At 53.6% G+C, this 25,042-nt stretch carries 24 protein-coding genes; 15 read left to right on the top strand and 9 right to left on the bottom strand.

The window, feature by feature from the left end:
• Window positions 1-657: 657 nt before the first annotated feature.
• Genes ACRZ91_RS19605 through ACRZ91_RS19585 form a run of 5 tightly spaced genes read right to left on the bottom strand, consistent with a single transcriptional unit; the run spans window position 658 to window position 5,451 of the window.
• A complete protein-coding gene (locus tag ACRZ91_RS19605; RefSeq protein ID WP_480907981.1) occupies window positions 658-1,416 on the bottom strand; it encodes an SDR family NAD(P)-dependent oxidoreductase in 759 nt (252 codons plus the stop codon).
• A gap of 18 nt (window positions 1,417-1,434) precedes the next feature.
• Window positions 1,435-2,256 carry an ABC transporter permease gene (locus ACRZ91_RS19600; protein WP_171176822.1) on the bottom strand — a complete coding sequence of 274 codons (822 nt, stop codon included), beginning with the start codon at window positions 2,254-2,256 and terminating at the stop codon, window positions 1,435-1,437.
• A gap of 7 nt (window positions 2,257-2,263) precedes the next feature.
• Window positions 2,264-3,115 carry an ABC transporter permease gene (locus ACRZ91_RS19595; RefSeq protein ID WP_142638982.1) on the bottom strand — a complete coding sequence of 284 codons (852 nt, stop codon included), beginning with the start codon at window positions 3,113-3,115 and terminating at the stop codon, window positions 2,264-2,266.
• Between the two features lie 37 nt (window positions 3,116-3,152).
• Complete coding sequence (locus tag ACRZ91_RS19590) at window positions 3,153-4,316, bottom strand: ABC transporter substrate-binding protein (RefSeq protein WP_010442234.1); 1,164 nt, start codon at window positions 4,314-4,316, stop codon at window positions 3,153-3,155.
• Between the two features lie 34 nt (window positions 4,317-4,350).
• Entirely contained in the window at window positions 4,351-5,451 is a 1,101-nt protein-coding gene (locus tag ACRZ91_RS19585; protein WP_480907978.1) for an ABC transporter ATP-binding protein, read from the bottom strand.
• Window positions 5,452-5,616: 165 nt separating this feature from the next.
• Here ACRZ91_RS19585 and ACRZ91_RS19580 point away from each other — a divergent pair, with 165 nt between their 5' ends.
• The gene (locus ACRZ91_RS19580; protein ID WP_170463244.1) at window positions 5,617-6,372 is read left to right on the top strand and encodes a helix-turn-helix transcriptional regulator; all 756 of its coding nucleotides are present in this window, start codon (window positions 5,617-5,619) and stop codon (window positions 6,370-6,372) included.
• Window positions 6,373-6,608: 236 nt separating this feature from the next.
• On the top strand, window positions 6,609-6,812 hold the full coding sequence (locus ACRZ91_RS19575; RefSeq protein ID WP_170666102.1) for a hypothetical protein: 204 nt from the start codon (window positions 6,609-6,611) through the stop codon (window positions 6,810-6,812).
• A gap of 353 nt (window positions 6,813-7,165) precedes the next feature.
• Here the strand turns inward: ACRZ91_RS19575 and ACRZ91_RS19570 are convergent, their stop codons facing one another.
• Both ACRZ91_RS19570 and ACRZ91_RS19565 read right to left on the bottom strand, forming a co-directional pair.
• Window positions 7,166-8,464 carry a nucleotide disphospho-sugar-binding domain-containing protein gene (locus ACRZ91_RS19570; RefSeq protein WP_480907976.1) on the bottom strand — a complete coding sequence of 433 codons (1,299 nt, stop codon included), beginning with the start codon at window positions 8,462-8,464 and terminating at the stop codon, window positions 7,166-7,168.
• A gap of 4 nt (window positions 8,465-8,468) precedes the next feature.
• Window positions 8,469-9,587, bottom strand: coding sequence for a GntR family transcriptional regulator (locus ACRZ91_RS19565; RefSeq protein ID WP_480907974.1), 1,119 nt, complete (start codon window positions 9,585-9,587; stop codon window positions 8,469-8,471).
• On the opposite strand from ACRZ91_RS19565, the gene ACRZ91_RS19560 reads away from it, so the two are divergent.
• The 8 genes from ACRZ91_RS19560 (at window position 9,571) to ACRZ91_RS19525 (ending at window position 16,980) form a co-directional block, all read left to right on the top strand.
• Window positions 9,571-10,641, top strand: a complete 1,071-nt coding sequence (locus tag ACRZ91_RS19560) for a polyamine ABC transporter substrate-binding protein (RefSeq protein ID WP_170463246.1) — start codon at window positions 9,571-9,573, stop codon at window positions 10,639-10,641. The two genes, ACRZ91_RS19565 and ACRZ91_RS19560, sit on opposite strands and share 17 nt — an antisense overlap.
• A gap of 78 nt (window positions 10,642-10,719) precedes the next feature.
• A complete protein-coding gene (locus tag ACRZ91_RS19555) occupies window positions 10,720-11,574 on the top strand; it encodes an ABC transporter permease (protein WP_170463247.1) in 855 nt (284 codons plus the stop codon).
• Window positions 11,574-12,356 carry an ABC transporter permease gene (locus tag ACRZ91_RS19550; RefSeq protein ID WP_480907972.1) on the top strand — a complete coding sequence of 261 codons (783 nt, stop codon included), beginning with the start codon at window positions 11,574-11,576 and terminating at the stop codon, window positions 12,354-12,356. Before ACRZ91_RS19555 ends, ACRZ91_RS19550 begins: the two co-directional genes overlap by 1 nt.
• A gap of 44 nt (window positions 12,357-12,400) precedes the next feature.
• Window positions 12,401-13,414 carry an ABC transporter ATP-binding protein gene (locus ACRZ91_RS19545; protein ID WP_480484407.1) on the top strand — a complete coding sequence of 338 codons (1,014 nt, stop codon included), beginning with the start codon at window positions 12,401-12,403 and terminating at the stop codon, window positions 13,412-13,414.
• A 24-nt stretch (window positions 13,415-13,438) separates the two neighbouring features.
• A complete protein-coding gene (locus tag ACRZ91_RS19540) occupies window positions 13,439-14,725 on the top strand; it encodes a glycosyltransferase (RefSeq protein ID WP_480907971.1) in 1,287 nt (428 codons plus the stop codon).
• Window positions 14,722-15,087, top strand: coding sequence for a cupin domain-containing protein (locus tag ACRZ91_RS19535; protein WP_170463251.1), 366 nt, complete (start codon window positions 14,722-14,724; stop codon window positions 15,085-15,087). Before ACRZ91_RS19540 ends, ACRZ91_RS19535 begins: the two co-directional genes overlap by 4 nt.
• The gene (locus ACRZ91_RS19530) at window positions 15,084-15,428 is read left to right on the top strand and encodes a cupin domain-containing protein (protein ID WP_170463252.1); all 345 of its coding nucleotides are present in this window, start codon (window positions 15,084-15,086) and stop codon (window positions 15,426-15,428) included. The genes ACRZ91_RS19535 and ACRZ91_RS19530 overlap by 4 nt, the downstream gene beginning before the upstream one ends.
• A 34-nt stretch (window positions 15,429-15,462) precedes the next feature.
• Window positions 15,463-16,980 (top strand): aldehyde dehydrogenase family protein, encoded by a 1,518-nt coding sequence (locus tag ACRZ91_RS19525; RefSeq protein ID WP_170463253.1) that lies wholly within the window; start codon window positions 15,463-15,465, stop codon window positions 16,978-16,980.
• Window positions 16,981-17,943: 963 nt separating this feature from the next.
• On the opposite strand, the gene ACRZ91_RS19520 is transcribed toward ACRZ91_RS19525, so the two are convergent.
• The gene (locus ACRZ91_RS19520) at window positions 17,944-18,378 is read right to left on the bottom strand and encodes a helix-turn-helix domain-containing protein (protein ID WP_131726293.1); all 435 of its coding nucleotides are present in this window, start codon (window positions 18,376-18,378) and stop codon (window positions 17,944-17,946) included.
• Between the two features lie 353 nt (window positions 18,379-18,731).
• Between ACRZ91_RS19520 and ACRZ91_RS19515 the strand changes: the two genes are divergently transcribed.
• Window positions 18,732-19,826, top strand: coding sequence for a tyrosine-type recombinase/integrase (locus ACRZ91_RS19515; RefSeq protein ID WP_480907969.1), 1,095 nt, complete (start codon window positions 18,732-18,734; stop codon window positions 19,824-19,826).
• A gap of 635 nt (window positions 19,827-20,461) precedes the next feature.
• On the top strand, window positions 20,462-21,589 hold the full coding sequence (locus ACRZ91_RS19510) for an amidohydrolase (protein WP_480907967.1): 1,128 nt from the start codon (window positions 20,462-20,464) through the stop codon (window positions 21,587-21,589).
• A 133-nt stretch (window positions 21,590-21,722) separates the two neighbouring features.
• Here the strand turns inward: ACRZ91_RS19510 and ACRZ91_RS19505 are convergent, their stop codons facing one another.
• Window positions 21,723-22,802 (bottom strand): zinc ABC transporter substrate-binding protein, encoded by a 1,080-nt coding sequence (locus tag ACRZ91_RS19505; RefSeq protein WP_480907965.1) that lies wholly within the window; start codon window positions 22,800-22,802, stop codon window positions 21,723-21,725.
• A 56-nt stretch (window positions 22,803-22,858) separates the two neighbouring features.
• On the opposite strand from ACRZ91_RS19505, the gene ACRZ91_RS19500 reads away from it, so the two are divergent.
• The 3 genes from ACRZ91_RS19500 to ACRZ91_RS19490 are packed head-to-tail and all read left to right on the top strand — an operon-like array spanning window position 22,859 to window position 24,926.
• Window positions 22,859-23,371, top strand: coding sequence for a Fur family transcriptional regulator (locus ACRZ91_RS19500; RefSeq protein ID WP_170545968.1), 513 nt, complete (start codon window positions 22,859-22,861; stop codon window positions 23,369-23,371).
• Window positions 23,372-23,373: 2 nt separating this feature from the next.
• Window positions 23,374-24,120, top strand: coding sequence for a metal ABC transporter ATP-binding protein (locus ACRZ91_RS19495; protein ID WP_480907963.1), 747 nt, complete (start codon window positions 23,374-23,376; stop codon window positions 24,118-24,120).
• Window positions 24,120-24,926: an iron chelate uptake ABC transporter family permease subunit gene (locus tag ACRZ91_RS19490; protein ID WP_480907961.1), complete on the top strand. Its 807-nt coding sequence runs from the start codon at window positions 24,120-24,122 to the stop codon at window positions 24,924-24,926. The genes ACRZ91_RS19495 and ACRZ91_RS19490 overlap by 1 nt, the downstream gene beginning before the upstream one ends.
• Window positions 24,927-25,042: the final 116 nt, after the last annotated feature.

The raw sequence follows: 25,042 nt of genomic DNA, 5'->3' as shown, positions 1-25,042 counted from the left end.
GGTCGATCTCGACGGAGATCTACAACCCGACTGGGTTCTGAATGAATCTGGATTCGCGTGTTCGAGTGCTGCATCTCTTTATTGCGGAACTGGTGGATGCATGTCGCACTTCTTGATTGAAGAGGAAGTTCACTCCTTGCTCAATCGAGGCTGGACGGTTGTCGAATTCGGGCGTCAACGCATTGTCCTTGCAGATGTCCACGGAACTAATTGTGACGGAATAAACCCGACGCCTTGCGCAACAGCCAGTGTTTGGGATGCGGAAGCAAAGACGTGGCGCTCGTCTGCTGGTGATTGGGAGTAAACTGTAATTGGGCACCGCATATAAGCCTGAGAGCCTGTATGTTCGGGTTCCTCAGTGGCATGCAAACCTGTTGGCAAACTTCCAAGCTTTTCTTTTATGAAATCAATGTCAGAAACGCAGCGTTATGAGCGCACCCACATCCGGTCTCGGAAATTGCAACGTCTTGTTACGAAGGTCCGCTTTGGGCTGATTGTGGTCCTTTAGAGCAAGAATGCGGATGGCTGCAAAGTCCCGCACAGCAGACGCTCACGAGTAATTTGCAAATGACCGCATCGAGCCCAAAGCGGACTGAAATGTGCTCACCAAAAATGAAGTGCGGCGATAGACATTCTCTTGAGCGGTCTAACCCATCACTAAATGCATTCACCGCCATCGATAACCAAGGCTTGCCCCGTCATAAAAGCGGATTCATCTGAAGCTAAATAGACGATCCCATGGCCAATCTCTTCAACTGTCGCCCACCGACTCATAGGGATCGCCTGCTCGATGTAGCTTTCCAGTTTGGCACGGCCACCCATCTGCTTTTCGAAGCCTGCATTGAAGGGGGTGTCTACAAATCCTGGACAAAGGGCATTGAAACGGATTGCATGGACAGCGTAGTCGGCTGCCATCTGCCGGACCATCGCAACAGCTGCGTGCTTTGTAGTCGCATAGGCGATCATGCCCCGGTCGTATTGAACCCCAGAATTGGAGGCCGTGACGATCACGCTGCCTCCACCTTGTGATTTCATATGGGGGACGGCTGCGCGCGCGGCAATGAAGTGAGCGCGGACATTCAATGCCCAAGAAGCATCCATTCCATCTGGTTCCACTTCTTCCAGCGTTCCTTCGATCTGCAACCCAGCATGAGAGTGCAACACGTCAAGCCGACCGAAGTTTTTTACTGCTTCGTCTATGGCTTTGGTAAGGGCACCGTCATCGGTCACATCAAGCTGTATGGCAGATGCTTGATTCCCCTGCGCAACGATCGCGGCCACAGTGGCTTCAGCAAGTGTTGCATCGCGATCCGTTACCACAACATGCGCACCCTCTTGTGCCATTGCCATTGAACCCGCCCGACCAATTCCTGATCCCGCGCCCGTCACGAGCGCGACTTTACCTGCAAGCCGCATTTCACTTGGCTCCTTTATTTAACTATTCGATTTTGAGGCGCCTCGGCGCAAAAGCAGTTGCGCTGCAACGAGCAACAAGAGCGACGCGCCCATAACCATAGTGCCGATGGCATTGATCTCGGGCGTTACGCCGCGCCGGATGGATGAGAATATGTAGATAGGCAGGGTTGTTTCTGAGCCAGCTACGAAGAACGCTATGATGAAATCATCAAATGAGAAAGTGAAGCTGAGCAGGAAGCCCGCCAAAATTGCCGGTGCTATCAACGGCAGGGTCACCTGCCGAAAGGTGCCCCAGGGCGTCGCAAAGAGGTCAGCCGATGCTTCCATGAGGGCACGGTCCATACCCGATAGCCTTGCACGTACGATGATTATGACCAGCGCCATTGTGAACATGGTGTGTGCGGCGACAAGCGTGGGCATCCCCATGGAAAGTTGCGGGGGATTTGCTCCATCGGGCCATAGGCTCGCAAGAAGCGGGTTTAGCCAGCCAAATACGGTGACCAGGGCAATGAGTGTCGCGATACCGATGACGATACCTGGTATCATTATCGCAATATAAATCATCGCATCGAATAAAGTTCGGAGCCATCCCTTAACCCCTTGTAAAGCGATGGCCGCCATGGTTCCGAGTGTGGATGCGAGGCAAGCAGTTATGAATGCCGCAAGCAGACTGGTCTCGAGCGCGTCCATAACAAATGGGTTGTTGAGCGCTTTGCCATACCATCGGGTCGAGAACCCCATGAACTGGCTTGCGTGTCGTCCGGCATTAAAGCTGAAAAGCGCGATGATGCCGATTGGAATATAGAGAAAAAGGTAGACGCAAATCGCGTATAAGCGCATCGGACCCTCACATCAGCGAGACATCTTCGCGCTGGCCACCCAGGCGCGAGATGAATTTCATGTAAATTGAGACAGTGACAAGCATTACGACAACCAGCGTCATTGCGACCGCCGATCCGTACGCCCAGTTTCGAGACTGCAGGAACAGGTCCACCAGCGCATTTCCGACGAAAAACACTTTTCCGCCACCTAAGATCGCTGGGATCAGAAACTCGCCCATGAGCAGGATGAAGACCAGCATGCAGCCAGTTGCGATACCTGGTACTGACAAAGGAAGTGTCACCTGACGGAACGTACGCCATGGGGTAGAGCCGAGATCAGCTGAGGCTTCCAGAAGGCGTTTATCCAGTTTGTCCAAGCTTACAAAAATTGGGAAAACCATCAAAGGTAGATACCCATAGACAATTCCCACAAGCACAGCGAATGGCGTATTTATCAGGCGGACATCGTCGATGCCGATCGACTCCAGTAGAGCGGGCAAGCCACGCCCCCCAAGGATGAAAATCCATGCGTATGATCGGATCAGGATCGATGTCCAGAACGGCACGATCACCAGGATCAACAGCGAAGTTCTCCACTTTGGTGAACAACGCACCGCAAGAAAGTAGGCGAGCGGGTAGGCAATTACCAACGCAGCGATAGTCCCCAGAGGTGCAAGGATCAAGGTGTTCTTAAACGCCGTCCATCGCGCAGGAAGGTTGGCATATTGTTCCAAAGTGAACGCTGGAACATAGCCTCCGGCGGCACCCCGTTCGCCAAAGGAAAAGACGAAGACGACCAGTAGTGGAAGGGCAAGCATTACCAAAAGCCATATTCCTGCCGGTGCCAGCAACAGTGCTTTTCTGCCTCGTTCGGTCATATTGTCCTCGTCTTTTCCGATATTGCGGCCTTGCCGCTTAGGCCGACTTGAAGCGGGCGAGCAACTCGGCACGGTTTGGATCGGTTAGCGTAGCCGCCGCGCCAAACTCGAGCGCATTCAGAAGGTCAGCTGCCGGATAAAGGATCGGATCTTCCAGCAATTCCTTCGGCAGCAACGCATTGGTGCGAGCATCAGCCGATGGATAGCCATGAGCGAGGACTTCCTTCGCATTAACTTCCGGGTTCAGCAGGAAGTCGATCAAGGCATAAGCGGCATCCATATGGGGTGCGCCCTTAGGAATAGCGTAGTAGTCGGACCAGAGTTCACCGCCCTCGGCTCCCAGAACGTAGGCGATTTCAGGCATGTCGACATTCATCTGCTTGCCGTCACCTGTCCAGCACATCGTCATCCACGCGTCACCGTTACGCATCGGTGGCTGATAATCCGACGAGATTGCAAACAGATGCGGTTTAGCATCCAGCAACAATTTCTCGGCATCCGCCAGTTCCTTCTCATCGACCGAGTTGAAGGAGTAGCCGAAGTATTTCAGGGCATTACCGATGGTGGTGAGTTGGTAATCATGCACCATTGTCCGACCTGAGTAACCTTCCATAGTAAGGTCCCAGAACTCTTTCCAAGTGGTTGGAGTCGGAGCGCCGTCAAGCTTACTAGTATTCACTGCAAAGCCGGTCGTGCCCCAGTTTTTCGGCACCGCGTAAAGCTGGCCATCGACAGAGCCGGCATCTGAAAAGCGCTGTTCGAATGAACCTGCGTCGTAGTTTGGCAGTTTGGACGTATCGAGCGGGATGATCAGATCTTCACCCACATACGTAGTGATCGTGTAGTTGGTTGGAACGAAAACGTCCCAGCCAGACCCTCCAGCCTGTAGTTTTGCCAACATCTCTTCGTTCGAGCCAAAAACATTTACCTGAACATGGGCGCCAGTGGCTTCCGTGAAGGCTTCGAAGTTCATCTCGTCATGGTAGTTCGGCCATGTGGCGAGGATCACTCGGTCGCCAATGTCCCCGGCAGCAAATGCCGGGCGTGGACGCAACCCAGGAATGGCCGTGCCCAGAACGGCCGTTGCCATCCCAAGACCTGTCACGCCTAAGAAATGTCGCCGTGTAACCGAACCCTTTTGGTACCGGCGAAGCTCTTCCATGAACTTTTGCTTGGAAATAGTCCCATTATCCTTAGTCATTGTGAACCTCTCTGTTGTTGGATTGCGGGATTTGTTATTTTTCCAGGATCAGCAGTGCGCCTTCGCCCCATGAAACAAAGGCCTGCTCTCCTGCATTGAACGTCCCCTCGCTCAATTCCGCTTGCCTTGGCACAAGTACGTGGAAATCACCCAGTGCTTCGTTGCGCGCAAGGTATTCTGTGTGCTCCCCAAGGAAGATCCGATTTTGAATGGTAACTGGCAGAGCGATTTCAGCTGTGGGTAGCGCGCGGGTCAGCGTGATCTGTTCAGGACGGATACTAACGCACACTTCCTGCCCTGCATCTATTGGAATCTCCGGAGTTCCGTGCACCTTTTGGCCACTCGCTAAACGCACAGTGATTTGGTCGGCTACTGCGTCAGTTACAGTTGCATCAAAGAAATTTGAGGTGCCTACAAATCCAGCCACGTAGCGGCTGCGGGGCATGTCATAGAGTTCGCGTGGGCTGCCAACCTGCACAATACTGCCGCCTTCCATCACACAAATTCGGTCGGACATTGAAAGCGCTTCTTCTTGGTCGTGCGTGACGAGGACAAAAGTTATTCCCAGTTGTCGTTGCAGGTTCTGCAGTTCAAACTGCATTTCTTTTCGAAGCTTTCGATCCAGAGCAGCCATTGGTTCATCAAGCAGCAAAAGCTTGGGCTCGTTTACGATCGCACGCGCCAAAGCGACGCGTTGCTGCTGACCACCAGACATCTCCCAGATGCGACGTGGGCCAAACCCACCAAGACGGACAGTTTCCAGCGCTTGCTCAACCTTTGTCGCGATTGTTTGTTTGTCTACGCGTGGTCGTCGTTGGCGCAGGCCGTACGCGATGTTGTCGAACACGCTTAGGTGAGGAAAAAGAGCGTAGTGCTGAAACACCATGTTGACTGGGCGATGGTGCGCATCCAAGTCGTTGACGACTTCGCCATCGAGCAACACCTGACCTTCGGTTGGTTTCTCGAAACCCGCCAGCATCCTAAGTGCAGTGGTTTTGCCGCAACCAGATGGGCCTAAGAACGACAGGAACTCTCCTTTCCCAATGGAAAGATTCAGGTCTTTGGCGGCGACCACATTCCCGAAGGTCTTGGTCACTCCTCTGAGTTCCGCAATCGTCTGCATGGTGACGCTCATGTCAAAGCTCATATACTGCTGTTTTCCTTTTGCTTGATTTTTTGGCATTTGCTGGCATACCACTCAAACAAGGAAAAAGTAACAATAACTCGGATTAACTGTATATACCACAATTAGGGTATAGAGGTGCTTTTCGAAAATCTGGAGCGGCGTGTGTACGATTGGATGGAAGAGGCCGGCAGGGTCGTAGAGAAGATCGGAACCCCAGAATTTCCATGTGCTTTGGCAGATGGCTTACGGCAGGTCGCACCATTTGATTTTACGGTGGTGTTTGGCCATGTCGGAACCGAAGCACCAATAGACCTTCACGACGATTTTCCCAAAAGCAAACGGCGTATTTTTGTTGAGGATTACCAAGCAGGGCCCTACGTACTTGATCCATTTTTTTTGGCCGCGACAAAACCGATAACACCGGGTCTGTACCGCATGCGCGATATCGCACCGGACAGGTTCTATCAGGGCGAATACTATCGCAGCTATTACAAAAGGACTGGGTTAGCAGAGGAGATTGGCTACTTTATCGATATCCCAAGCACTGGGATGGTTGTGGTCTCGCTCATGCGATCAGCGAAGCCTTTTTCAGCCAAGGAAATTCGTCATTTGCACGCTCTATGGCCGCTCGTTCGGGCAGCCTGTTGCAAACATTGGAGTGACTTTCCAACGATGGCCCGCGGCGCCGCAGCGAATGGCGTTAGTCGTCGCGTTGATCTAGCATTCCAGGCATTTGGCGATGGCGTTCTGACGCCACGAGAACGAGAAGTCGTTGAGTTCACATTGAAGGGCCATTCGGCAGAAGCTGTTGGCACAATTCTCGGCATCTCTCCAGGCACAGTCCGCATCCACAGACGCAACATTTACGCGAAACTTAGGATCAACTCGCAGGGTGAGCTTTTTTCAAAATTCATTGAAAAGGCTCTTTAAAAGGTTCCTTGAACACCCACTTTATCCGTTTTGCCGACCTTGCTACCTTGTGACCCGGAAAGCACCAAACATTTGGACGGCACTGTCTGATAGCCAAGGAACCCAAAGTGAGAGGATTGGGACGCCCGGGACCCGTGTCGGGCTAAATTAATACCCGAAAACGCTTTCGGGCCATTGTCTATCTAACCGGATCAGCCGTTTTAAAAATGGCGTCAAGATTCGAAAGGCAAAATTTCATGGACGCACCAGTTATCCAGTTGATTTTTATGTTCATCTTGCTGGTTGTCGTGATCTGGCTTTATATCCTGCCGATCACGATGGCGGGACGGCGCAACCGATCTAGTTTTATCTGGTTCCTGATCGGTTTGGTTGGATCACCCCTTTTGGCTATCCTTTTGCTGCTGGCTCTGGGTGACGCACCCGAGCAACCAACAACCTAATTTTGCGGACGATACCGTCTGACACCCAAAAGGGCTTAACCGGAGGGTATCTAGACGCTCGTGAGCCATAAAGGACTGCTCAGCATGCAACGAGGGTGCCAATTGAGACCCTATACTTCCGAAAGTGAAGACTACTAGTCCTTCTCACTCTCCACAACCGTGTACTGTAAACCCAAGGATGGCCGATTTGTTTGGAGAACCATAGACCGCTTTGCCCGTATTGCTGCCGCTCGCGACATTTCAGCGAGCGTCTGTCTCGAGCCCAAACCGACACTTTAGGTTCAGTGATTTAGAGGTCATTGCGATGCACCCTTCCATCCTTCATGACAAAACGGATGACCGACGGGAATAACCTAGATTCGGTTAGGATTTACACAATCCAGAATTTTCTGAGCAGCTAACTGAACCGACTTTCTCAACTGCATGATCTCTGAGTTCGCAGCCAGCCGGGCCTTCATCTCCGCGTCCCCAAGGAGTTGGTTAATCGAATTATCCAACTGCTCCGGTGTCCAATCCCATCGATTTACCCTGAGTCCGACACTGGTCTCAACTGCCCGCTGGGCGTTATCGTGTCCGTCCCAGCAATAGGGAAGGATCAGCGACGGGACCCCGAAATACAGCGCTTCGCAAAAGCTGTTGTTGCCGCCGTGGTGAATAAACAGATCGCATTGTTCAACCACGGAAGGCTGCGGGAACCATTCCTGCAGATGAACATTGTCTGGGACTCTGGAATAGGCGTCGATTTGGGCCCCGACATTGACCAGAAACCTCATGTCCATTGTCTTGAATACGTCGAACAGGCTCTCAAAGAATGGGACATCCATGGCACCCAGACTGCCAAAACTCACGTACACCAGAGGCCCGTCGTTACGGGGCATTTGAGGTACACGGTAAGGACCTTCCTGGCGAACGCAGCCTTCGAGAAAGGTGAATTGTCCAGAGTCCAGTACCTGATAACGATCATGGCGAATGATAGATGGCGCTAAAAGAAGGTTTTGATGCGGTGATGTTTCTAGGAACTCACCTTCAGGCAATAGCTCAAGCCCCTTATCCAGGCGAAATTTGTTGTAGCGAGCATGAATTGGGCCAAGGGTCTCCAGGTACTGGTCTCGGAATGCCGCACACCCGGCGGCGTCAGATGCCGGCAGACCGGACAGGTACGGCGGTAGGCAGTTGTCTGGCAACTCGGTTTCCGCGCAAGAAATAACCCTGACCCATGGGCGCTCGGATCGTACGATGGCCGGGAACATGATGACGTTGTCGAGGACGACGACATCTGGGTTGGTCCGCTCTAGCGCCGTTTCCAACCCCTGTTCGACCGATTCCGCTGTCTCGACGATTGCGTTCCAAACGGGCTCTACATAGGTGATCAGTTGGTCAGTTGGATGCATGTTAAAATGCGGCAGATGATGGCTCAGGAATTCCTGCCAGTAGGTCTGGGTTTCCTCTTCTGTCAACTCTGATTGAACAGGGACGGCGAACTCGTCAAAACCGTAATCTGCGAATACGCCACCAAAGCCACCGTGGGTCAGGAAAACGGGGTGTGCACCCATTGCGCGAAGTTCCTGAGCGATCCCCACACAATTCAGTGCAGCCCCAAAACTAGCTTCGGGGAAAAACGCGATTACGGGTGCTTCCTTGCGGTTCATCATTCACTCACCGGATTGACCCGCAGGTTGCTTGGACTAGCGCCGGAGCACCACGATTGGCGACGCTGGGCCTTTGGTGCATTGAAAGCCGCAAGTGCACCCTCATCTGATCCGCCGCAAGATCGAAATGATCTTGTTCGATGAAATCAAGTATACGCAGATGTTCATCGAGCGCCTGCCTCATCCGAAAGTCGATCATACCGAATGATCCGCCCGGCAGGTGGCGCAACCCATGATGGGCCATGAGAGCAGAAGCTAGATACTGGTTTCCGGACGATCGAGCGATGAGCTTGTGAAAGGCAAGATCCGCGTCTTGAAAATCCTGGCTATTGAAAGAGTTTTCCGACTGCGCCAGAAGCGCTTCGGTCTGGCTGCGGACCAGATCGGCGCGCTTGGTGTCCAACTTGAAACCGTCGGACAGAATGGCCTGCGGTTCCAGTATCAGACGAAATTCGTAGCTCTCTATTCGTCCGGAGCGGTCTCCCGGCATGCGCGTGAAAACCCAGGATTGACCTTCGGCTTTCTGAATCACGCCTTGGGCCAGGAGGGCTTCGAGCGCACGCTGTGCAGCGCTGCGGGAAACCGAATATCTGCGGATCAGGTCTGTGACATTGATGGCACCGTCCAGGCGTCGGGCGCCGCGATCTCGTAGGATGGCACCAGCGAGATCCACACCTGCTCCGACCGCATGCTGGTTGAGTATCGAATGCCCCTTTTCGGGTTCGCATTCTAGGACAAACCCGCCTTCTGCCGCTTTGCGTGCCATCCCCTCCTTTTCCAGCAGCCTCAATGCGGATCTAACCGGAGTGCGAGAGACGCTGCACGAATCAGCAAGGGTTTTTTCCACCAGTCTGTCGCCCTGATGCAAATCGAGATCCATCGCAACATCCAGTATTTTTTGAGCAAGTTTCAAGTATTTGCTTGGTGGCATAAGAAGACGGCTTTCGTCATACCTAGTTAATATACAATAAAAACGGTATCTTAAATGGCTTCTCCGGGCCATACAAAAATGATTAAAAAAAATGTTGAGTTTTATTTCATCAAAAAATACCGTGATTGCATCATATATCTCGCCCCAGAAGCGAGCGCGGATGTCAAGGGAGGAAGACATGACCAACAAGTTCACCAATTCGTTCCGTTTGCCATTTGCTTGGCTCACCACCGGGGCGGCCTGCGCACTCAGCTTATTCGCCGGAGCGGCCCAAGCAGAAAAAATCGTGATCTCGAACTGGGACGGCTACATGCCGCCGGACCTGCTGGAGAATTTCACCAAGGAAACAGGTATCGAGGCCGAGCTCTCGGTGCATGGCACTAACGAAGAAATCATGGGCAAGGTCGTAGCCGGTGGAGGCAAGGGCTACGACGTTCTTTTCGTCTCGTCGCCTTTTGCCGAGGCGTTAAACAACCTGGGGCTGGTGGCTGCAATCGACCACGACAAGGTTCCGAATGCCTCTAACCTGTATGACGAAGCTAAAGAACTAGCCCATGATCCGGGCAACAACTATTCAATGCCATACGCTTGGGGCACGACGGGCTTATGCTACCGGTCTGACCTGATGGCAGAGCCAACTTCGTGGAACGATCTGCTCAAACCCTCTGAAGACCTTAAAGGCAAAGTGACAATGCTCTCGACGGATCGCTGGCTGATGGGGGCTGCTGCGCTAGCCCTCGGAAAGTCGCTTAACGATACGTCGGATGAGACGTTGGCGGCTGCAAAGGACCTGCTGGTTGCGGCGAAGCAGGATCTGCTGGCCTACGATGACGCAACTTTTTATCTGAAGTTGGTATCGGGCGAGGCAACGATGGTTCACGCCTGGGATGGCTGGTGCAACTACGGCATCGGTGAAAACGCGGACATCAAGTACACGATACCATCAGAAGGATCGGATCTGTGGGTAGATGCGCTAGTCATCGCGGATGCATCTGAAAACAAAGATGCGGCGCATGCCTTTGTGAACTATGTCTTGGGCGCGGACGTCGGTGTCTGGGTTGCCAGCAATATCCTTTACAAAACGCCGAACAAGGCTGCGATGGAGGCGCTGGACCCGTCCTTGATCGAAACCTTCCCGAACATGGGAATGTCGCCTGCAGACCTTACCAAGTACGAGCAGTTGCGCGATCTCGGCAATGGCCAGAAACCCTTTGCACGGACCGTGACCGAAATCATGGCCGCACAGTAAGTGATCAAACCCTGAGCAAAACCCGACCCGAACAAAGGGTCGGGCCTGTACGACATCACTCCACAGATTGCCAAGTATATGACCAATCGACTGAAATCGGTGATCTTGCTGGGGCCGGGCCTGGGCTGGCTTGCGCTTCTTATGGTGGTGCCGTGTGGCCTTATTTTTACCTATGCGTTCTTTGAACGCGGTATCTATGGCGGCATCGACCACGTCTTTACGTTTGAAAATTTTGTGCGGGCCGCCGATCCTCTTTACCTCGGGATCTTCTTACGCTCGGCCAAGATCGCGTTTCTGGCCACGATAATCGCGATCCTGATCGCCTATCCGGCGGCCTATGCCATCACGCTGGCGCCGCGCCGTTGGCAGACCGGTTTGCTGATCTTGGTGATCTTGCCGTTCTGGTCCAACTACCTAATCCGCACTTACGCCTGGATCGTGATGCTTAACCGCGAGGGCTTGATCAATAATACTCTCCAGGGGGCAGGCTTGATCGATGAGCCGCTGTCTCTGCTTTATAACAATTTCGCGGTGATCGTTGGGCTTGTCTACAACTACACCCCCTTTGTGGTTCTGGCGATCTATTCGTCGCTGAACCGCATAAATGTCGAAACCATAGAAGCCTCGGAAGATCTTGGAGCGCCCGCTTGGACCACTTTCTACCGGGTGATACTGCCACAGACCGTTCCCGGGATTGCGGCAGGTGGTGTCTTTGTTTTTGTATTGTCGATCGGCAATTTCATTACGCCCGATTTGCTTGGCGGCGGGCGACTTCAGATGGTTGGAAACCTGATCTATGACCAGTTCCTGAGCGCCCGCGACTGGCCGTTCGGAGCAACGCTGTCGATGTTCCTGATTGCGATTATGATGGGGCTTTTGTTCGCACAGGCGGTATTGGCCAATCGCGCAGCGGGACAGAGAGGGCAGGACTGATGCGGGACCGATCCAACATGGGCCTGAAGCTGCACCTGGTTTTGTTTTACACCTTTCTCTATGTGCCGATCCTTGTGCTCATGGCGTTAAGCTTTAACCGGGCCGGACTTCCAACTGTATGGACCGGGTTTTCGTTGGAATGGTACGGCAAGTTGTTTACCGCGGATCCAATACTGTCGGCGGCGCGCAACACGCTAATCGTGGCCTTAATCTCGACCATTCTGGCGACAATAATCGGCACGCTTTTGGCGGTCGGTGTCGAGACACGGCGTAATTCTTCAGTTCTAGACGCGGTTCTGTTCGCACCGATGATCATCCCCGACATAGTTCTGGCCATCGCGCTCTTGTCCTTTTTCACCCTACTCAACATGACGTTGGGGCTTCATTCGATCATCCTCAGCCATGTCGTATTTAACATAGCCTTTGTTGTCGCCGTGGTGCGTACGCGGATGCGCAATTTCGACCATTCGATACTTGAGGCCAGTGCCGATCTTGGGGCCAGCGAATTCACCACCTTTCGCCGCATCCTGCTGCCCGCCATCGCGCCGGGGGTTATCGCCGGGGCGCTGTTGTCTTTCACCCTGTCTGTGGACGAATTCATTATTGCCTTCTTTACCGCCGGTGCTGGGCAATCCTCGACCACGTTGCCGATGCAGATTTACGCAATGATCCGATTTGGCGTCACGCCGGAAATCAATGCGATGGCTACCATCGTCATGTTCGTTTCATTCACGCTGGTCTTCTTCGCACAGCGTACCGACAAAGAGGTTTTCAGCCGATGAACCAAGGGGTTCAACTCAGGAATATAACCAAGCGATACGGTTTGGTGACCGCGATCGACAATGTTTCACTGGATATTCGCGATAACGAGTTCTTTGCACTTTTGGGCCCATCGGGCTGCGGCAAGACCACACTATTGCGGACGCTGGCGGGATTCGAAACGCCACAGGAAGGACAGGTAATCGTTGCCGGGCAGAACGTGACAAACATACGTCCCAGCAGGCGGCCCCTGAACCTGATGTTCCAATCCTATGCCTTGTTTCCGCACATGAGCGTCGAAAAAAACATCGCCTATGGGTTAGAAATGGAGAAATTGCCTAAGGACGAAATTGCCACGAGAGTGGCCGAGGTTCTGGAAAGTGCGAAACTTTCGGGATTTGCCGGGCGCAAGCCGGATCAGCTTTCTGGTGGGCAGCGACAGCGGGTTGCTTTGGCGCGCGCGCTGGTCAAAAGGCCAAAAGTCCTGTTGCTGGATGAGCCCCTTTCAGCTCTGGACAAGAAACTACGAGAAGAGATGCAGCTGGAGCTCAAACGGTTGCAACACGAGGTGGGGATTACATTTCTAATTGTGACCCATGACCAGGAAGAGGCCTTGGTCATGGCCGACCGGATCGCGGTCTTGCATGATGGTAAGCTGGCGCAGGTCGGTACTCCTCACGAGCTCTACGAACACCCCGGATCGCGCTTTGTTGCAGATTTTATAGGCGTGATGAACTTTCTGGATGGTAACGCCGTCGACGGCGGTGTCGATGTCCACGGGGCGGGAATGCTGAGGGGCGTTTCCGAGCTGCGCGGTGCTGCCACGATTGCTGTGCGCCCGGAACGGGTCAGCCTGATGCAGACCGCCCCTCGAGATGGGCGCAACTGCCTTCCAGGCACTGTCGAAGAAGTCGCCTATCACGGATCAGACCTGGGTGTGCATGTGCGCGTTCGCGGTGGGAGGAGCACCCTTTCCGCCCGCGTTCCCGCCAGCCAAGCCGACCGTGAAAATATCCAGCCGGGTCAGGATGTCCACTGCGTATGGGACGCGAAACATTCCCGCATCCTTCCCAACTGCTAAGCCAAATCTAACCGGAGACCTACAATGTCACAGAAAACCATCGCCTTCTTCCCCGAAGCTGCCTTTGGCCCTGCGCTGAATTCGGTTGGCATCGCGCAGGCCTGCGAGAAACTGGGCCATAAGGCTGTATTTCTAAGCGATCCCGGCTTTGTCGAGGTATATGAAGGTTATGGGTTTGAGGCGCATCCTGTTGCCCTGTCCGAGCCGATGGAACCCGAGGCGATGGCAAAGTTCTGGGAGGATTTCATCAACGGTCACATCCCAAATTTTCGCAAAGCCCCGATTGACCAAATCGATAACTACGTCAAGGATTGCTGGGAGGCGATCGTCGACAGCGCAAAATGGGCGCAAAAAGATCTGCCCGAGGTATTGGCAAAAATCAAACCAGATATGATCTGCGTGGATAATGTCATTATGTTCCCAGCCATCAAGCAGTTCGGCGTACCGTGGGTGCGGATCATCTCATGTTCCGAAAACGAAATCCCGGACCCGATTGTGCCGCCGCACTTATCGGGCTGTCGGGTGGATGACCGCGAGGGCATGGAGGCCTATGAGGCAAAGTTCCACGATGTGATCAAGCCGATCCACGACGACTACAATGCGTTCCTAGCCAGATGCAACGAAGACCCCTATCCGATTGGAGAGTTTTTCGAAGCGTCGCCCACAATGAACCTTCTGCTTTATCCCGAGCCGGCAAAGTACGAACGGCAGAACCCACTGGACCCAAACCGGTTTCAGTATCTTGAAGGTTGCGTGCGCGAAGAAGAACCCTTTGAGGTGCCAACGTTTAAGTCCAACAATGACAAACCACTTCTCTATGTATCTTTCGGGTCGCTTGGCGCAGGCGACACCGACCTGCTAAATAGGATCATTTCGACCATTTCCAGGTTGCCCTACCGGGCGCTCGTAAATGTCGGGGATTACATTGACGAATACACAGACATTCCCGACAACGTGCACATACAGAGCTGGTATCCCCAGCCTTCGGTAATTCCGCAGGTTGACGCGGTGATACATCATGGCGGTAACAACTCGTTCACAGAGTGCCTATATTTCGGCAAAACAGCAATCATTATGCCCTATGTCTGGGACGGCCACGATAACGCCACCCGTGTTCAGGAAACCGGCCACGGGTTCGGGTTTCACCGATACGACTGGACCGATGATGAATTGTCTATTGCCCTCGACAAATGTATCAACGATCCAGGAATGCAGGCGAAGATGGCGGCAACCTCTGCTCACATGCAGTCACGGCATGGCCCGACCAAGGCAGCTGGCATTCTCGACGAAATCCTGAAAGCCGCGGAATGAGCAGCGCCCCGCATCTTTCGGAAATCTCGACCCGCACCGACCTCACGGACTGGGGGCTACAGCCGGACATGATTGAAGGCCAGTCGCATTCATCGGGTATGCTGGTTCACAAGGGTCCTGACAACCGGCCGGAGATCGGCGCATGGGTCTGCACTCCAGGCCGCTGGCGCCTAACGATACCGCGTGACGAGTTCTGCTATTTTGTGCAGGGCCGCGCGGTCTATCGGTCGGATGCAGGCGAAAGCATCGAAGTTACGCCCGGAACGGCCGTACTATTCCTCGCCGGTTGGGTAGGGGAATGCACGGTCGAGGAAACATTGCGCAACACCTACTACCTAACGGATCGCGAACCTGAAACATGACCACGCCACGTATGCAAAACCCGCTCCAGCAGACTGATCTTGTCGATTGGGGGGTAATCCCGACGATGATTGAAGGGCAATCCCGCACCTCGGGAAAGCTGATCCACAAGGGGCCTGACGGCCAGTCCGAATGCGGCCTTTGGGTCTGCACTCCCGGTAAGTGGGAATGTCACGTCACCAAGGACGAGTTCTGCCACTTTCTGGAAGGCCGCTGTACCTATATCCATGAAAGCGGCGAGGTAATTGAGATTACGCCCGATACGGCGGCCTTTTTTCCGCAGGACTGGAAAGGCGTTTGCACTGTCCACGAGACGGTCAAGAAAGTGTACATGATCCGCTAACGGCGCAATGCCTGTCAAACAAGGGGGCTGCCCAATGCGTGACCCGTTCAAATCTACCTACTACCTCAACCCCAAGCATGTGCCATTGGAGGGTGGTGGGACCACTCTGGTCAACCCGTCTACCTTGCAGCCCGTCGGGGTTTTTGGTGAGCCGTCGCCGCAGATCGTGAACCAGGTCCTGGACCGGGTCAATGCGGCGCAAAGGAGGTGGTCCGCGATGGACTGCAAATCTCGCGCGCGGGTATTGCACCAGATCGCCAACGACATCGAAAGCGGCGACATGACTGAGATCGCCCGCTTGATGACATTGGAAACGGGCAAACCTTACCCTGAATCGATCGGCGAGATTGCGAACATCCCGCCGGTTTTCCGCTACTATGCCGAGATGGCGCGCAATGACGCGGGCAAGATTGCCGGCACGATGCAAACTGGATCTTTTCAGTATCAGACATACGAGCCCTACGGCGTGTCCGTGCATGTGGTTCCGTACAATTTCCCCCTCATTCTTGGCTGCTGGTCGATGGCCGCATCACTTGCGGCAGGTAACGGTGTAGTGTTGAAAGCCTCACCTGCAGGAACTTTGTGCACGATGGCGTTCATGGAGTTTTTTCGGGCGTTGCCCCAAGACCTGATTGCTTGCCTGCCGGGTGGTGCAGACGTGGGCAAACAGCTGATTGCCAGCCCCAAAACCCATGTGGTCGCTTTTACAGGGTCCGTGCCGACAGGTCGTGCAGTCGCAGTGGCCGCAGCGGAGAACCTGAAACCCGCAGTGATCGAGGCTGGGGGAAGCGATCCACTGATCGTCAGTAAACACGCCGACATCGCGGTCGCTGCTGCCGGGGCGGTTACCGCTGCATTTTTGCAGTCGGGCCAGGTTTGCACATCGTCTGAACGGATTTTTGTAGTGGATGACGTGTACGACGATTTTGTCGATGAATTCGTGACCCGAACCCGGAAACTGCGCATCGGCGACGGAATGGGGGTGGCGGAAATCGGACCTTTGGCCTCCAAGGAGGCACGCGACAAGGTCGAGCGTCTGGTGCGCGATGCAACTGAGAAAGGCGCGGTGGTTGAGGTAGGAGGCGGTACCCCGGATCACGTCGGGCCGGGTTGGTTTTTCGAACCAACGATCCTGACCGGCGTGACGACGGACATGGCGCTAACTCAGGAAGAGGTTTTTGGGCCAGTCGCCTCGGTCATTCGGGTGAGCGACTTTGACCAAGCGCTTGAACTGGCAAACGCGTCACAATTCGGTCTTGGCGGATGCCTGTTTACCGGCGACTTGGACGAGGCATTTCAAGGGGTGAACAAGCTACAGGTGGGGATGGTCTGGGTCAACAACCCGCTCGTGGACAACGATGCCTTGCCTTTTGGCGGCGTCAAGAATTCTGGGCTTGGGCGTACGCTAGGCCTTCAAGGCCTCGAGGCTTTCAGACGACCCAAGATGGTCGTGATTGATCCGAAGGCGAAGGAGGCGGACTGGTGGTATCCATATCCCGACGACTGGTTCTATTCAGATGACGTACAGGGCGGGAGAAAGCACACCGGCTAGGGTGATGATCGGTGCGACCTGATCGACTCTACAACTGAAGATGAGCTAACGGCAGGATTGTCCGCAGCCTTGCCATCCGACACTGGAATTTGAACGTCCGGAATGTGCGGTTTTTGACCTACCGCATATGCGAAAGACCGACTCTCGCTAAACGGCAGGAACGGGCTCAACGAGCCTGTCGAGGCGCTGAATATTAGCCTGAAAAAATCTCTTATTTTCAATGATCCTATCAGGGCAAACACGCGCTGCAACCAAATGTTGAAGTACAAGTTCCAGGGAATGCAAATCCTAAGCCCGAGCGAAAGGCCGCAGCAGTCTGCAAATAAATCGATAGAACTAAAACTCATGCTTCCATCATACTTTTGAGGGAACCAGTCTATCCAGAAGCATCCGGACTTGAGTTCAAGATTAGATTTCTGTGTTCCAGATAGACTTGGAGAGAGGAGTTTTGCAGAAATTCAGAAGCATCATTGGTTGGGCGCGCAAGTCTTGCTTCTATAAACGCAAGAATACACACAACAACAAGCCCGGCTAGTATCCAAAGGTACGCGAAAAGCCCTAGTAGATCTGGGCTGGTAACTTGAACGGCTATCGGAGGGGTGAGAAGAAGAATTGTAAGCATCAAACCTTTTTTCAACTTCTTCTGCTTCTGCAAATAATCCGTAGATATTTCCTCAACCTCATGCTCCAGCCTACGCACCCATGACAAGTACTCGTCTTCTAGTTGGCCACGTAAATAATGGCCGCAACGACAAAACTCTCTAGAAAGATACTCAATCCCTCCGCAGGCCTCACATTCCGTGGCATTCGGGCAACCTCTAGTCGGCCTAACTCCGTTGGAGCTTCCAGGTTGGTACGGTGCATCAAGTTGGGTCTCTTCTAGGATGCTATCTACCTTGCCCAACACGCCCACTTTGCGCGGCCTCAATTGCTCGGCTTTTCGCAAAACTTCGTTCTCTAACATCAAGCGACTAACCTTAAGATGGTGTCAATTCTGGCTATATCGGGCACTTGGTTAAGGCCCTCAATCGTTTCGGGGCTCAGAGCTTCTTTGAAAAGAAAATCTATAGCGTCCCATTTCTTTTCGGGTGCTACAACAAGGCCGCGATTAATTATTCTGTGCTCAACTGCGATTCCAAGTTTACGATAGGCATGCGCCATTTCCGAATGTCGGCGGCTTTTGCCTTCAGCAGTGTCCCCTTCGAGCATCCAGAGCGGATCGACATCGAATTCTTCATAAACCTTCAGAAGTAGGGTGGCGGTTAGGTCGCGTTGGCCACGTTCATAGTACTGATATGCACTTCGACTGATGCTAAGTCGTTGCGCCATTTCTTCTTGTGACAGACGCGCCTCGGTTCGGACAGCCGCAAGGCGCACCCCTAGGTCAGGAACAGTCATGATGTACCTTTTTGTGGTTGCATTGACCACGATTATGGTTATCTCTATTCAATGTAACCGCTGATAGAGGCATTTGGTTCGTTTTAGGTAGCATTATCGTAGTTTTGTTTCGATCTGAACGCAAAACGAAAATTTTGCCTCGATATGTGTGCAGTCATTGAGGAGTTGAAATTGCAAAAAATTCTCGAGACACCAAGGGAATTAGCTGAACGAGTGGGCATCCCCGTTTCCAACGTTCGCTATCTAATCCGCGAAGACATGCTGGATCATATTTATACAGCCCCAGGCCGACGAAACCCCAAGATTCCCAATGGTGCGTGGGAACGATACCTCGATCAATTTACGGTGAAAGCATGCCCCGCAAACCGACCCCGCCCCGCCTTGCACGCGACCGAAAACGCCTCGCCGATGGCAATTGGTACATCTACTGGACCGAAGGGGGACGCAGCCGTGAGCACTCGACTGGCACTGGGGATCGCGACCAGGCTGAACTCTACTTCGCAGAATGGAAGCTAAGGCGCTTCAGGCCGGATCGCGCGGTCGAGCCACACGAATTCTATGTGACTGACGCAGTTTCGCACTATCTGGCGAAGCGATTTGACGACGTTACTGACCCGGAGCGTTTGGCCAATACAGCAAAGCCAATCATCAGGTTTTTTGATGGCTATGCCGTGGGCGATATCAACGATGTGCTCATTAAAGAATACTGCCAGAAACGCCGGAAGAGCCGTCGAGACAAGGGGCTGAAGGACGGCACCTTGCGAAGGGAGCTCAGTTTGCTCTCCACTGCTATCCGGCGTGCCGAGGAAGATCAGCTAATCACGCGCAAAATAACGGTCCGACTACCTCCGAAACCCGAGGGTGGTATCCGATTCCTGACATGTGATGAAGCGCTAAGGCTAATCCGGGTATCGCGGAGCTTCGATACGCCTCTGGAGGATGGCGTGCCGACCGAGTCAAAGACTGAGCACCTGACTCTGTTTCTTAGGATCGGATTGCTGACCGGCCAGCGAAAGGAGGCGATCCTATCCTTGCGCTGGTCTGATATCGATTTTCATAGCAACATCATCTACTGGAACCCCGTTGGACGGCGCCGCACGAAAAAGGAACGCCCGAGTTCTAGGCTGCCTGCGCGTCAGAAGAAGCACCTGCTATGCCGACGAAGGCGGTTTCCGGTAGACGAATTCGTAGTCACCCATCGCGGCAAGTCACTGCAGAACGTCAAACGCGCATTTAGGACTGCCGTTGTGGCGGCAGGCTTGGAGACCGAGGGGGACCGAAAAGTCGTTCCACACACTCTGCGGCACACCTGTGCGACCTGGCTAATGCAAAAGGGGGCGCCCAAGTGGGACGCCTGCGGCTTCCTGGGTATGACCCACGAAACGCTTGAGAAGAACTATGGGCATCATCACCCTGATCACCAGAGAGGAGCGGCGGATGCAATCTGATATCCAGATCATTTCCGGATATAGATCGGTACAAACGTGAACAAAGGAACAGTGAAATGATAGTACATTACAATAATTACAATGGGTTAAAGTCAGGCCCGTTCCTTCGGGAGGCAGGGGTCGGAGGTTCGAACCCTCTCACTCCGACCAATATTTTAAGGGCAGTCTGCCGTTTCAGCTTATGGTCAATTTGCTGGATTCTATGAGCCCTCACACTTTCAGCGATGAGCCGGTATGTATCCACTGCCCTTTTGGTGATTAGATGCCCCCCTGCCGCAAGATGCAAAGCGGCAAATCGAAGTGTCAGAGACCCTCCAGACAACCACTAGTTTCTGCGGCTGGATTTTCCGAAATCACCGATTTACAGACGGACTGTATATATATCACCCGCGATGCAGTGGACGTATTTGGTCCAACTGACTTCGCATTCAAAAAATTTTGGAGTGCCAAAAGGTGCTGCACCAGAGAACGGCCAGGGCGAATGGATGGCGATCAGCGATGCGCTGTCTACAGCCGAGGTTGTGTCGGTGCGATGCATGGGATAAGCAATCCCGCCATCTGCAATTGCGGGACCTACAGCGTGATTGGCCAAAACAATGTTCAACCGCTGAGAAATCTATCCAAGAAAGGCCTTCATGATGCTTGACCTCACCCGCTTTCGTCGTGACTTGCACACACACCCAGAGATCGGCTTTGACCTTGTCAGAACACCCCGCCTGATAGGCGAGCAATTGGAACAAGCTGGTCTGGAGGTCACGCGTGGCATAGGTAAGTCCGGCCTTGTTGCGACGCTGCGCCGAGGTCCTGGGGAAACCGCGTTTGGATTTCGCGCCGACATGGACGCGCTGCCAATAGACGAGGCCAATACGTTTGCGCATCGTTCAGAAACCCCAGGCAAGTTCCATGGATGTGGTCATGATGGGCACAGCACAATGCTGTTGGGTGCGGCCCTAAAGCTTGCGGATGACCCGACGCTTAAGCGAACCATACATTTCATATTCCAGCCCGACGAAGAGAACGGAAATGGAGCCGCCGCGATGATTGCGGATGGACTTTTCGACAGATTTCCCATGTCCGCGATTTTTGGACTGCATAATATGCCTGGTATGCCGCTTGGTCATTTTGCAACGCAATCCGGAGCGTTTTGCGCGTTCGAGGACAATTTTGAGATTCAGATTGCTGGCCAAGGCGGTCATGCTTCGATGCCGGACAAAGGAATTGATCCTATCGTGACGGGCTCGGCGATTGTGCTGCAGCTACAATCGATCGTATCTCGGTCGTTACCGGCAAGTGAACATGCGGTCGTTTCTGTCACTGAATTCCTCACAGATGGAGCACGTAATATCCTGCCAAGCAACGTGGTGTTGCGGGGGGATTGCCGTGGCTTTTCCAGCGAGGTGTCTGCCACTATCGAGACCAGAATGCGTGCTATTGTGGAGGGCGTGTGTGCCGCGCAAGGTGCCGCGGCAACGCTAAAACACTCAACATCTTTCAGACCGCTCGAGAACAACCCTGAAGCCACTGCAACAATCGTCAGCGCTGCGCGCGAGGTAGGTTCGGTAGATGCGGAATTTGGTCAAGTAGGTTTCTCTGAAGATTTTGCCGAGTTTCTGACACACCGCCCCGGCGCGTTCATCCTGATGGGTAACGGACTGGACGGTCCGGCTGCGATGCCCCTGCACAACGCGTCTTATGACTTTAACGACGATGCACTGGATCACGGTGTCGCGTTCTGGGTCAATCTCGCCCATCAGAGCACGTAATTTGATGGCGTCTTTTTAATAAGCCGCCACCCTTGGCTTGTGCTGTTCGACATCCTGACAATTAACGTATTTGGTTACGCTTGCGGATGTTCAGCCCAACCGCCTATTGGCAACGGTCGGACTGTTCATTGGATCACAGGCATTCAGCCAGTGAGTTTGCCAAATTGCGAATGACTTGCGGATAAAGCTCAACCCCGGGATCAAGGTCAGAGCCCAGCGGATCAATTACGGCAGTCTTTGCTTCTGTACCGTCTAAAACAGTTGCAACAATTCCTGGGTTGAATTGCGGCTCAGTCAAAACGCACTCAATACCTTCTTCCCGGATACGCCCCTGAATGTCCGAGATACGCGCCGGGCTGGGATCGGTTGCATCGCCAAGAGAAATTGCGCCAGAAGCACGGAAATCAAAGGCGTCCTCGAAATACTGATAGGCGTCATGGAATACGATAAAACGACCGCCTTGAACTGGTTTCAGTGTTTCAGCTACCTCGTCTGACAATGCTGCCATTTCTTCGCGCGCTGCAGCCGCATTTGCAAAATATGCACCAGCGTTGTCAGGGTCAGCGGCAGAAAGCTGGGCCGCAATGACATTCAGCCAGATTTCTGCATTCGCCGTTGAAAGCCAGGCATGAGGATCATGCTCGCCGTGCCCGTGATCGTCATGATCAGCATGATCGTCGTGGTCATGATCATCGTGATCCGCATGATCATTGTGATCTTCGCTATCGTGATCATCGTGGCCATGATCATCATGTGCGTGCTCTTCTTCATGATCGTGCTCATCGTGCTTTTCGTCTTCCGCATGATCATCATCATGACCATGGTCATCGTGATCCCCATGGTCATGTGCTTCGAATAATGCGTTCTCACGGAAATCAAGCAGAACCGTTCCATCCGATTCCAGAAGCGTTGTGACCGTGGCACCGTCGCTGAGTGTCTCGACAGCGCCTTCCAACCAGGGTGTCAGATCCTCGCCAATCCAGAACACCAGATCAGCCTCTTGCAGCGCAGAGGCTTCCGAGGGACGCAGGTTGTATTCGTGCGGCGATGCGCCCGCTGGGATGACCAGATCAGGTGTTCCAACACCTTCCATAACACGGGCTACCAACGAGTGGACGGGTGCAATGTCGACGGCCACCTTTGGGGCATCCGCCATGGCTGTTCCACCCATTAACGCAGCGGTGATCGATTGTAAGAGCAGCTTTCTGGACATCGGACCCTCAGTGTGATTGTATAACATTGCGAGCGACATACATGATATGGAATAACATGACAAGTGAAGCCACTCCCAATCCTGTTTGCGACGACGCACTTGTTGGGTTTCATAAACACGATCACAAAAATTGCGTTGAGACTGCGCTGACCACAGCCGAAGCTCGGTGCAAAAAAGAAGGGTTGCGGCTAACGCCTGTGCGGCGAAAAGTACTTGAGATGTTGCTGCAGGAGCATCGAGCCTTGGGGGCCTATGCCATTCTTGATGCGCTGCGCGAGGAAGGGTTTGGTTCGCAGCCACCAGTGGCTTACCGTGCGCTTGATTTTCTTGTCCAAAATGGATTTGTTCACAAGATCGAACGTTTGAACGCATTTGTCGCGTGTTCTCATCCCGGAGCAGACCATTCGCCGGCGTTCATGATCTGCCGAAAATGTGACGCTGTGGCCGAAGCGCAGTCTGCACCAGCCAAGGGGATACTCGGCGCAGCTGCACGTGCAACGGGTTTTGAAATAGAGCGAACGGTTGTAGAAGCCGAAGGGCTTTGCCCCAGCTGCACTGAAAAGGCGTAGAAATGAGCTTGATCTCCGTTGAGAATCTCAGCGTACGTTACGGCGCGAATACAGTTCTGCGACATGTAGATATGGTTGTCGAGGCCGGAGAGATAGTAACCATCGTCGGTCCCAACGGATCAGGCAAGACCAGCCTGTTGAGGGCCATCATTGGTGCAACAAAACCAGCCGCAGGACAGGTTTCATTGAAACCAGGATTGAAAATTGGATATGTGCCTCAAAAACTGCACATCGATCCGACACTGCCAATCTCAGTCGAGAGGTTCATGCGGCTGACCGATCGCGTTTCCAAAGTAGCATGCGAAAAAGCGCTCGAAACTGCCGGGGTGCCAGATCTGCTGAAACGACAGATGTCGCAATTGTCAGGTGGGCAATTTCAGCGCGTGCTGCTGGCGCGGGCCCTGATAAACCAACCAGATGTATTGCTATTGGACGAGGCAACGCAGGGACTCGACCAACCGGGATCGGCTGCGTTTTATCACCAGATCGAAGAAGTCAGGCGCGAAACCGGATGCGCCATTCTGATGATCAGCCACGAATTGCACGTGGTCATGAGCGCTTCAGATCGCGTGGTCTGCCTGAACGGACACGTGTGTTGCGAAGGCTCCCCCGCTGTGGTGGCCTCGGCCCCGGAATACCGCGCTCTGTTCGGGACCGGAACAGGCGGTGCGTTGGCCTTATATCGGCATGATCATGACCATGATCACGATCACGATCACTGTGAAACCTCTCAAGAAGCGGCAGAATAATGCTTGATGATTTTATGACACGCGCAACGCTGGCAGGCGTTGGCGTGGCTTTCGCCGCAGCCCCGCTGGGCTGCTTTGTCGTGTGGCGTCGGATGGCGTATTACGGAGATGCCACAGCGCATGCCGCAATCTTGGGGATCGCGCTTTCGCTGACATTTCAGTTGTCAGTCTTTACTGGGGCATTGGCTGTTGCGCTTGCGATGGCGCTTACCGTAACACTGTTGTCCGGGCGCGGGTATGCGATGGATACTCTGCTAGGTGTTATGGCGCATTCCGCCCTTGCATTTGGCCTCGTCGCCGTTTCCTTTCTGTCCGGCGTACGAATTGACCTTATGGCCTACCTCTTCGGCGATATCCTTGCCGTATCGCGTACTGATCTGCTTGTAATCTGGGGCGGCGCCGTCCTTGTCGTAGCGCTGATCGCGTGGCGCTGGTCTCACCTTCTGACGGCCACGTTAAACGAAGAACTGGCATATGCCAGCGGCTTCAACCCCCGACGCGAGCAGTTAATCCTGACATTGGCGCTTGCCGTAACAGTGGCAGTGGCAATCAAGGTGGTGGGTGTTCTTTTAATCGCTGCAATGCTGATCATACCTGCTGCAGCGTCTCGAAGTTTGGCGCGATCACCGGAATCGATGGCATTGATCGCCGCTGCTATTGGCGCATTCTCGGCGGTCACTGGTCTAAGGGCGGCCTATATGTTCGATACACCTGCCGGTCCGTCCATCGTCTGCGTGGCCGCAATTCTATTTGCCTGCCTCAGCGTCGTCGGATTGCAAACACGCAACCGATCCAAACTCAATTAGGTTCGACGCAAGATCTGCGCAGGCGTTTCATTCCTTTAGTCATGACGGACATGATGTATCCGGCACCCGCATTCGATAGAATTGTCCTACCGTAAAGAGAACTTAGTCACAGCCTG

The organism is Ruegeria sp. O11 (assembly GCF_056535285.1).
The sequence above is the reverse complement of the archived record's forward strand: the minus strand, read 5'-3'. Positions and strand labels throughout refer to the sequence as shown.

Bases quoted from the DNA above. Each gene is read 5' to 3' on its own strand.
- ACRZ91_RS19560 (WP_170463246.1), top strand. From the start codon at position 9,571: ATGACCAACAAGTTCACCAATTCGTTCCGTTTGCCATTTGCTTGGCTC.
- ACRZ91_RS19570 (WP_480907976.1), bottom strand. From the start codon at position 8,464: ATGATGAACCGCAAGGAAGCACCCGTAATCGCGTTTTTCCCCGAAGCT.
- ACRZ91_RS19595 (WP_142638982.1), bottom strand. From the start codon at position 3,115: ATGACCGAACGAGGCAGAAAAGCACTGTTGCTGGCACCGGCAGGAATA.
- ACRZ91_RS19490 (WP_480907961.1), top strand. From the start codon at position 24,120: ATGCTTGATGATTTTATGACACGCGCAACGCTGGCAGGCGTTGGCGTG.
- ACRZ91_RS19495 (WP_480907963.1), top strand. From the start codon at position 23,374: ATGAGCTTGATCTCCGTTGAGAATCTCAGCGTACGTTACGGCGCGAAT.
- ACRZ91_RS19540 (WP_480907971.1), top strand. From the start codon at position 13,439: ATGTCACAGAAAACCATCGCCTTCTTCCCCGAAGCTGCCTTTGGCCCT.
- ACRZ91_RS19505 (WP_480907965.1), bottom strand. From the start codon at position 22,802: ATGTCCAGAAAGCTGCTCTTACAATCGATCACCGCTGCGTTAATGGGT.
- ACRZ91_RS19550 (WP_480907972.1), top strand. From the start codon at position 11,574: ATGCGGGACCGATCCAACATGGGCCTGAAGCTGCACCTGGTTTTGTTT.
- ACRZ91_RS19520 (WP_131726293.1), bottom strand. From the start codon at position 18,378: ATGACTGTTCCTGACCTAGGGGTGCGCCTTGCGGCTGTCCGAACCGAG.
- ACRZ91_RS19530 (WP_170463252.1), top strand. From the start codon at position 15,084: ATGACCACGCCACGTATGCAAAACCCGCTCCAGCAGACTGATCTTGTC.
- ACRZ91_RS19555 (WP_170463247.1), top strand. From the start codon at position 10,720: ATGACCAATCGACTGAAATCGGTGATCTTGCTGGGGCCGGGCCTGGGC.
- ACRZ91_RS19500 (WP_170545968.1), top strand. From the start codon at position 22,859: ATGACAAGTGAAGCCACTCCCAATCCTGTTTGCGACGACGCACTTGTT.
- ACRZ91_RS19535 (WP_170463251.1), top strand. From the start codon at position 14,722: ATGAGCAGCGCCCCGCATCTTTCGGAAATCTCGACCCGCACCGACCTC.
- ACRZ91_RS19585 (WP_480907978.1), bottom strand. From the start codon at position 5,451: ATGAGCGTCACCATGCAGACGATTGCGGAACTCAGAGGAGTGACCAAG.
- ACRZ91_RS19575 (WP_170666102.1), top strand. From the start codon at position 6,609: ATGGACGCACCAGTTATCCAGTTGATTTTTATGTTCATCTTGCTGGTT.
- ACRZ91_RS19580 (WP_170463244.1), top strand. From the start codon at position 5,617: ATGGAAGAGGCCGGCAGGGTCGTAGAGAAGATCGGAACCCCAGAATTT.
- ACRZ91_RS19525 (WP_170463253.1), top strand. From the start codon at position 15,463: ATGCGTGACCCGTTCAAATCTACCTACTACCTCAACCCCAAGCATGTG.
- ACRZ91_RS19510 (WP_480907967.1), top strand. From the start codon at position 20,462: ATGATGCTTGACCTCACCCGCTTTCGTCGTGACTTGCACACACACCCA.
- ACRZ91_RS19600 (WP_171176822.1), bottom strand. From the start codon at position 2,256: ATGCGCTTATACGCGATTTGCGTCTACCTTTTTCTCTATATTCCAATC.
- ACRZ91_RS19590 (WP_010442234.1), bottom strand. From the start codon at position 4,316: ATGACTAAGGATAATGGGACTATTTCCAAGCAAAAGTTCATGGAAGAG.
- ACRZ91_RS19515 (WP_480907969.1), top strand. From the start codon at position 18,732: ATGCCCCGCAAACCGACCCCGCCCCGCCTTGCACGCGACCGAAAACGC.
- ACRZ91_RS19605 (WP_480907981.1), bottom strand. From the start codon at position 1,416: ATGCGGCTTGCAGGTAAAGTCGCGCTCGTGACGGGCGCGGGATCAGGA.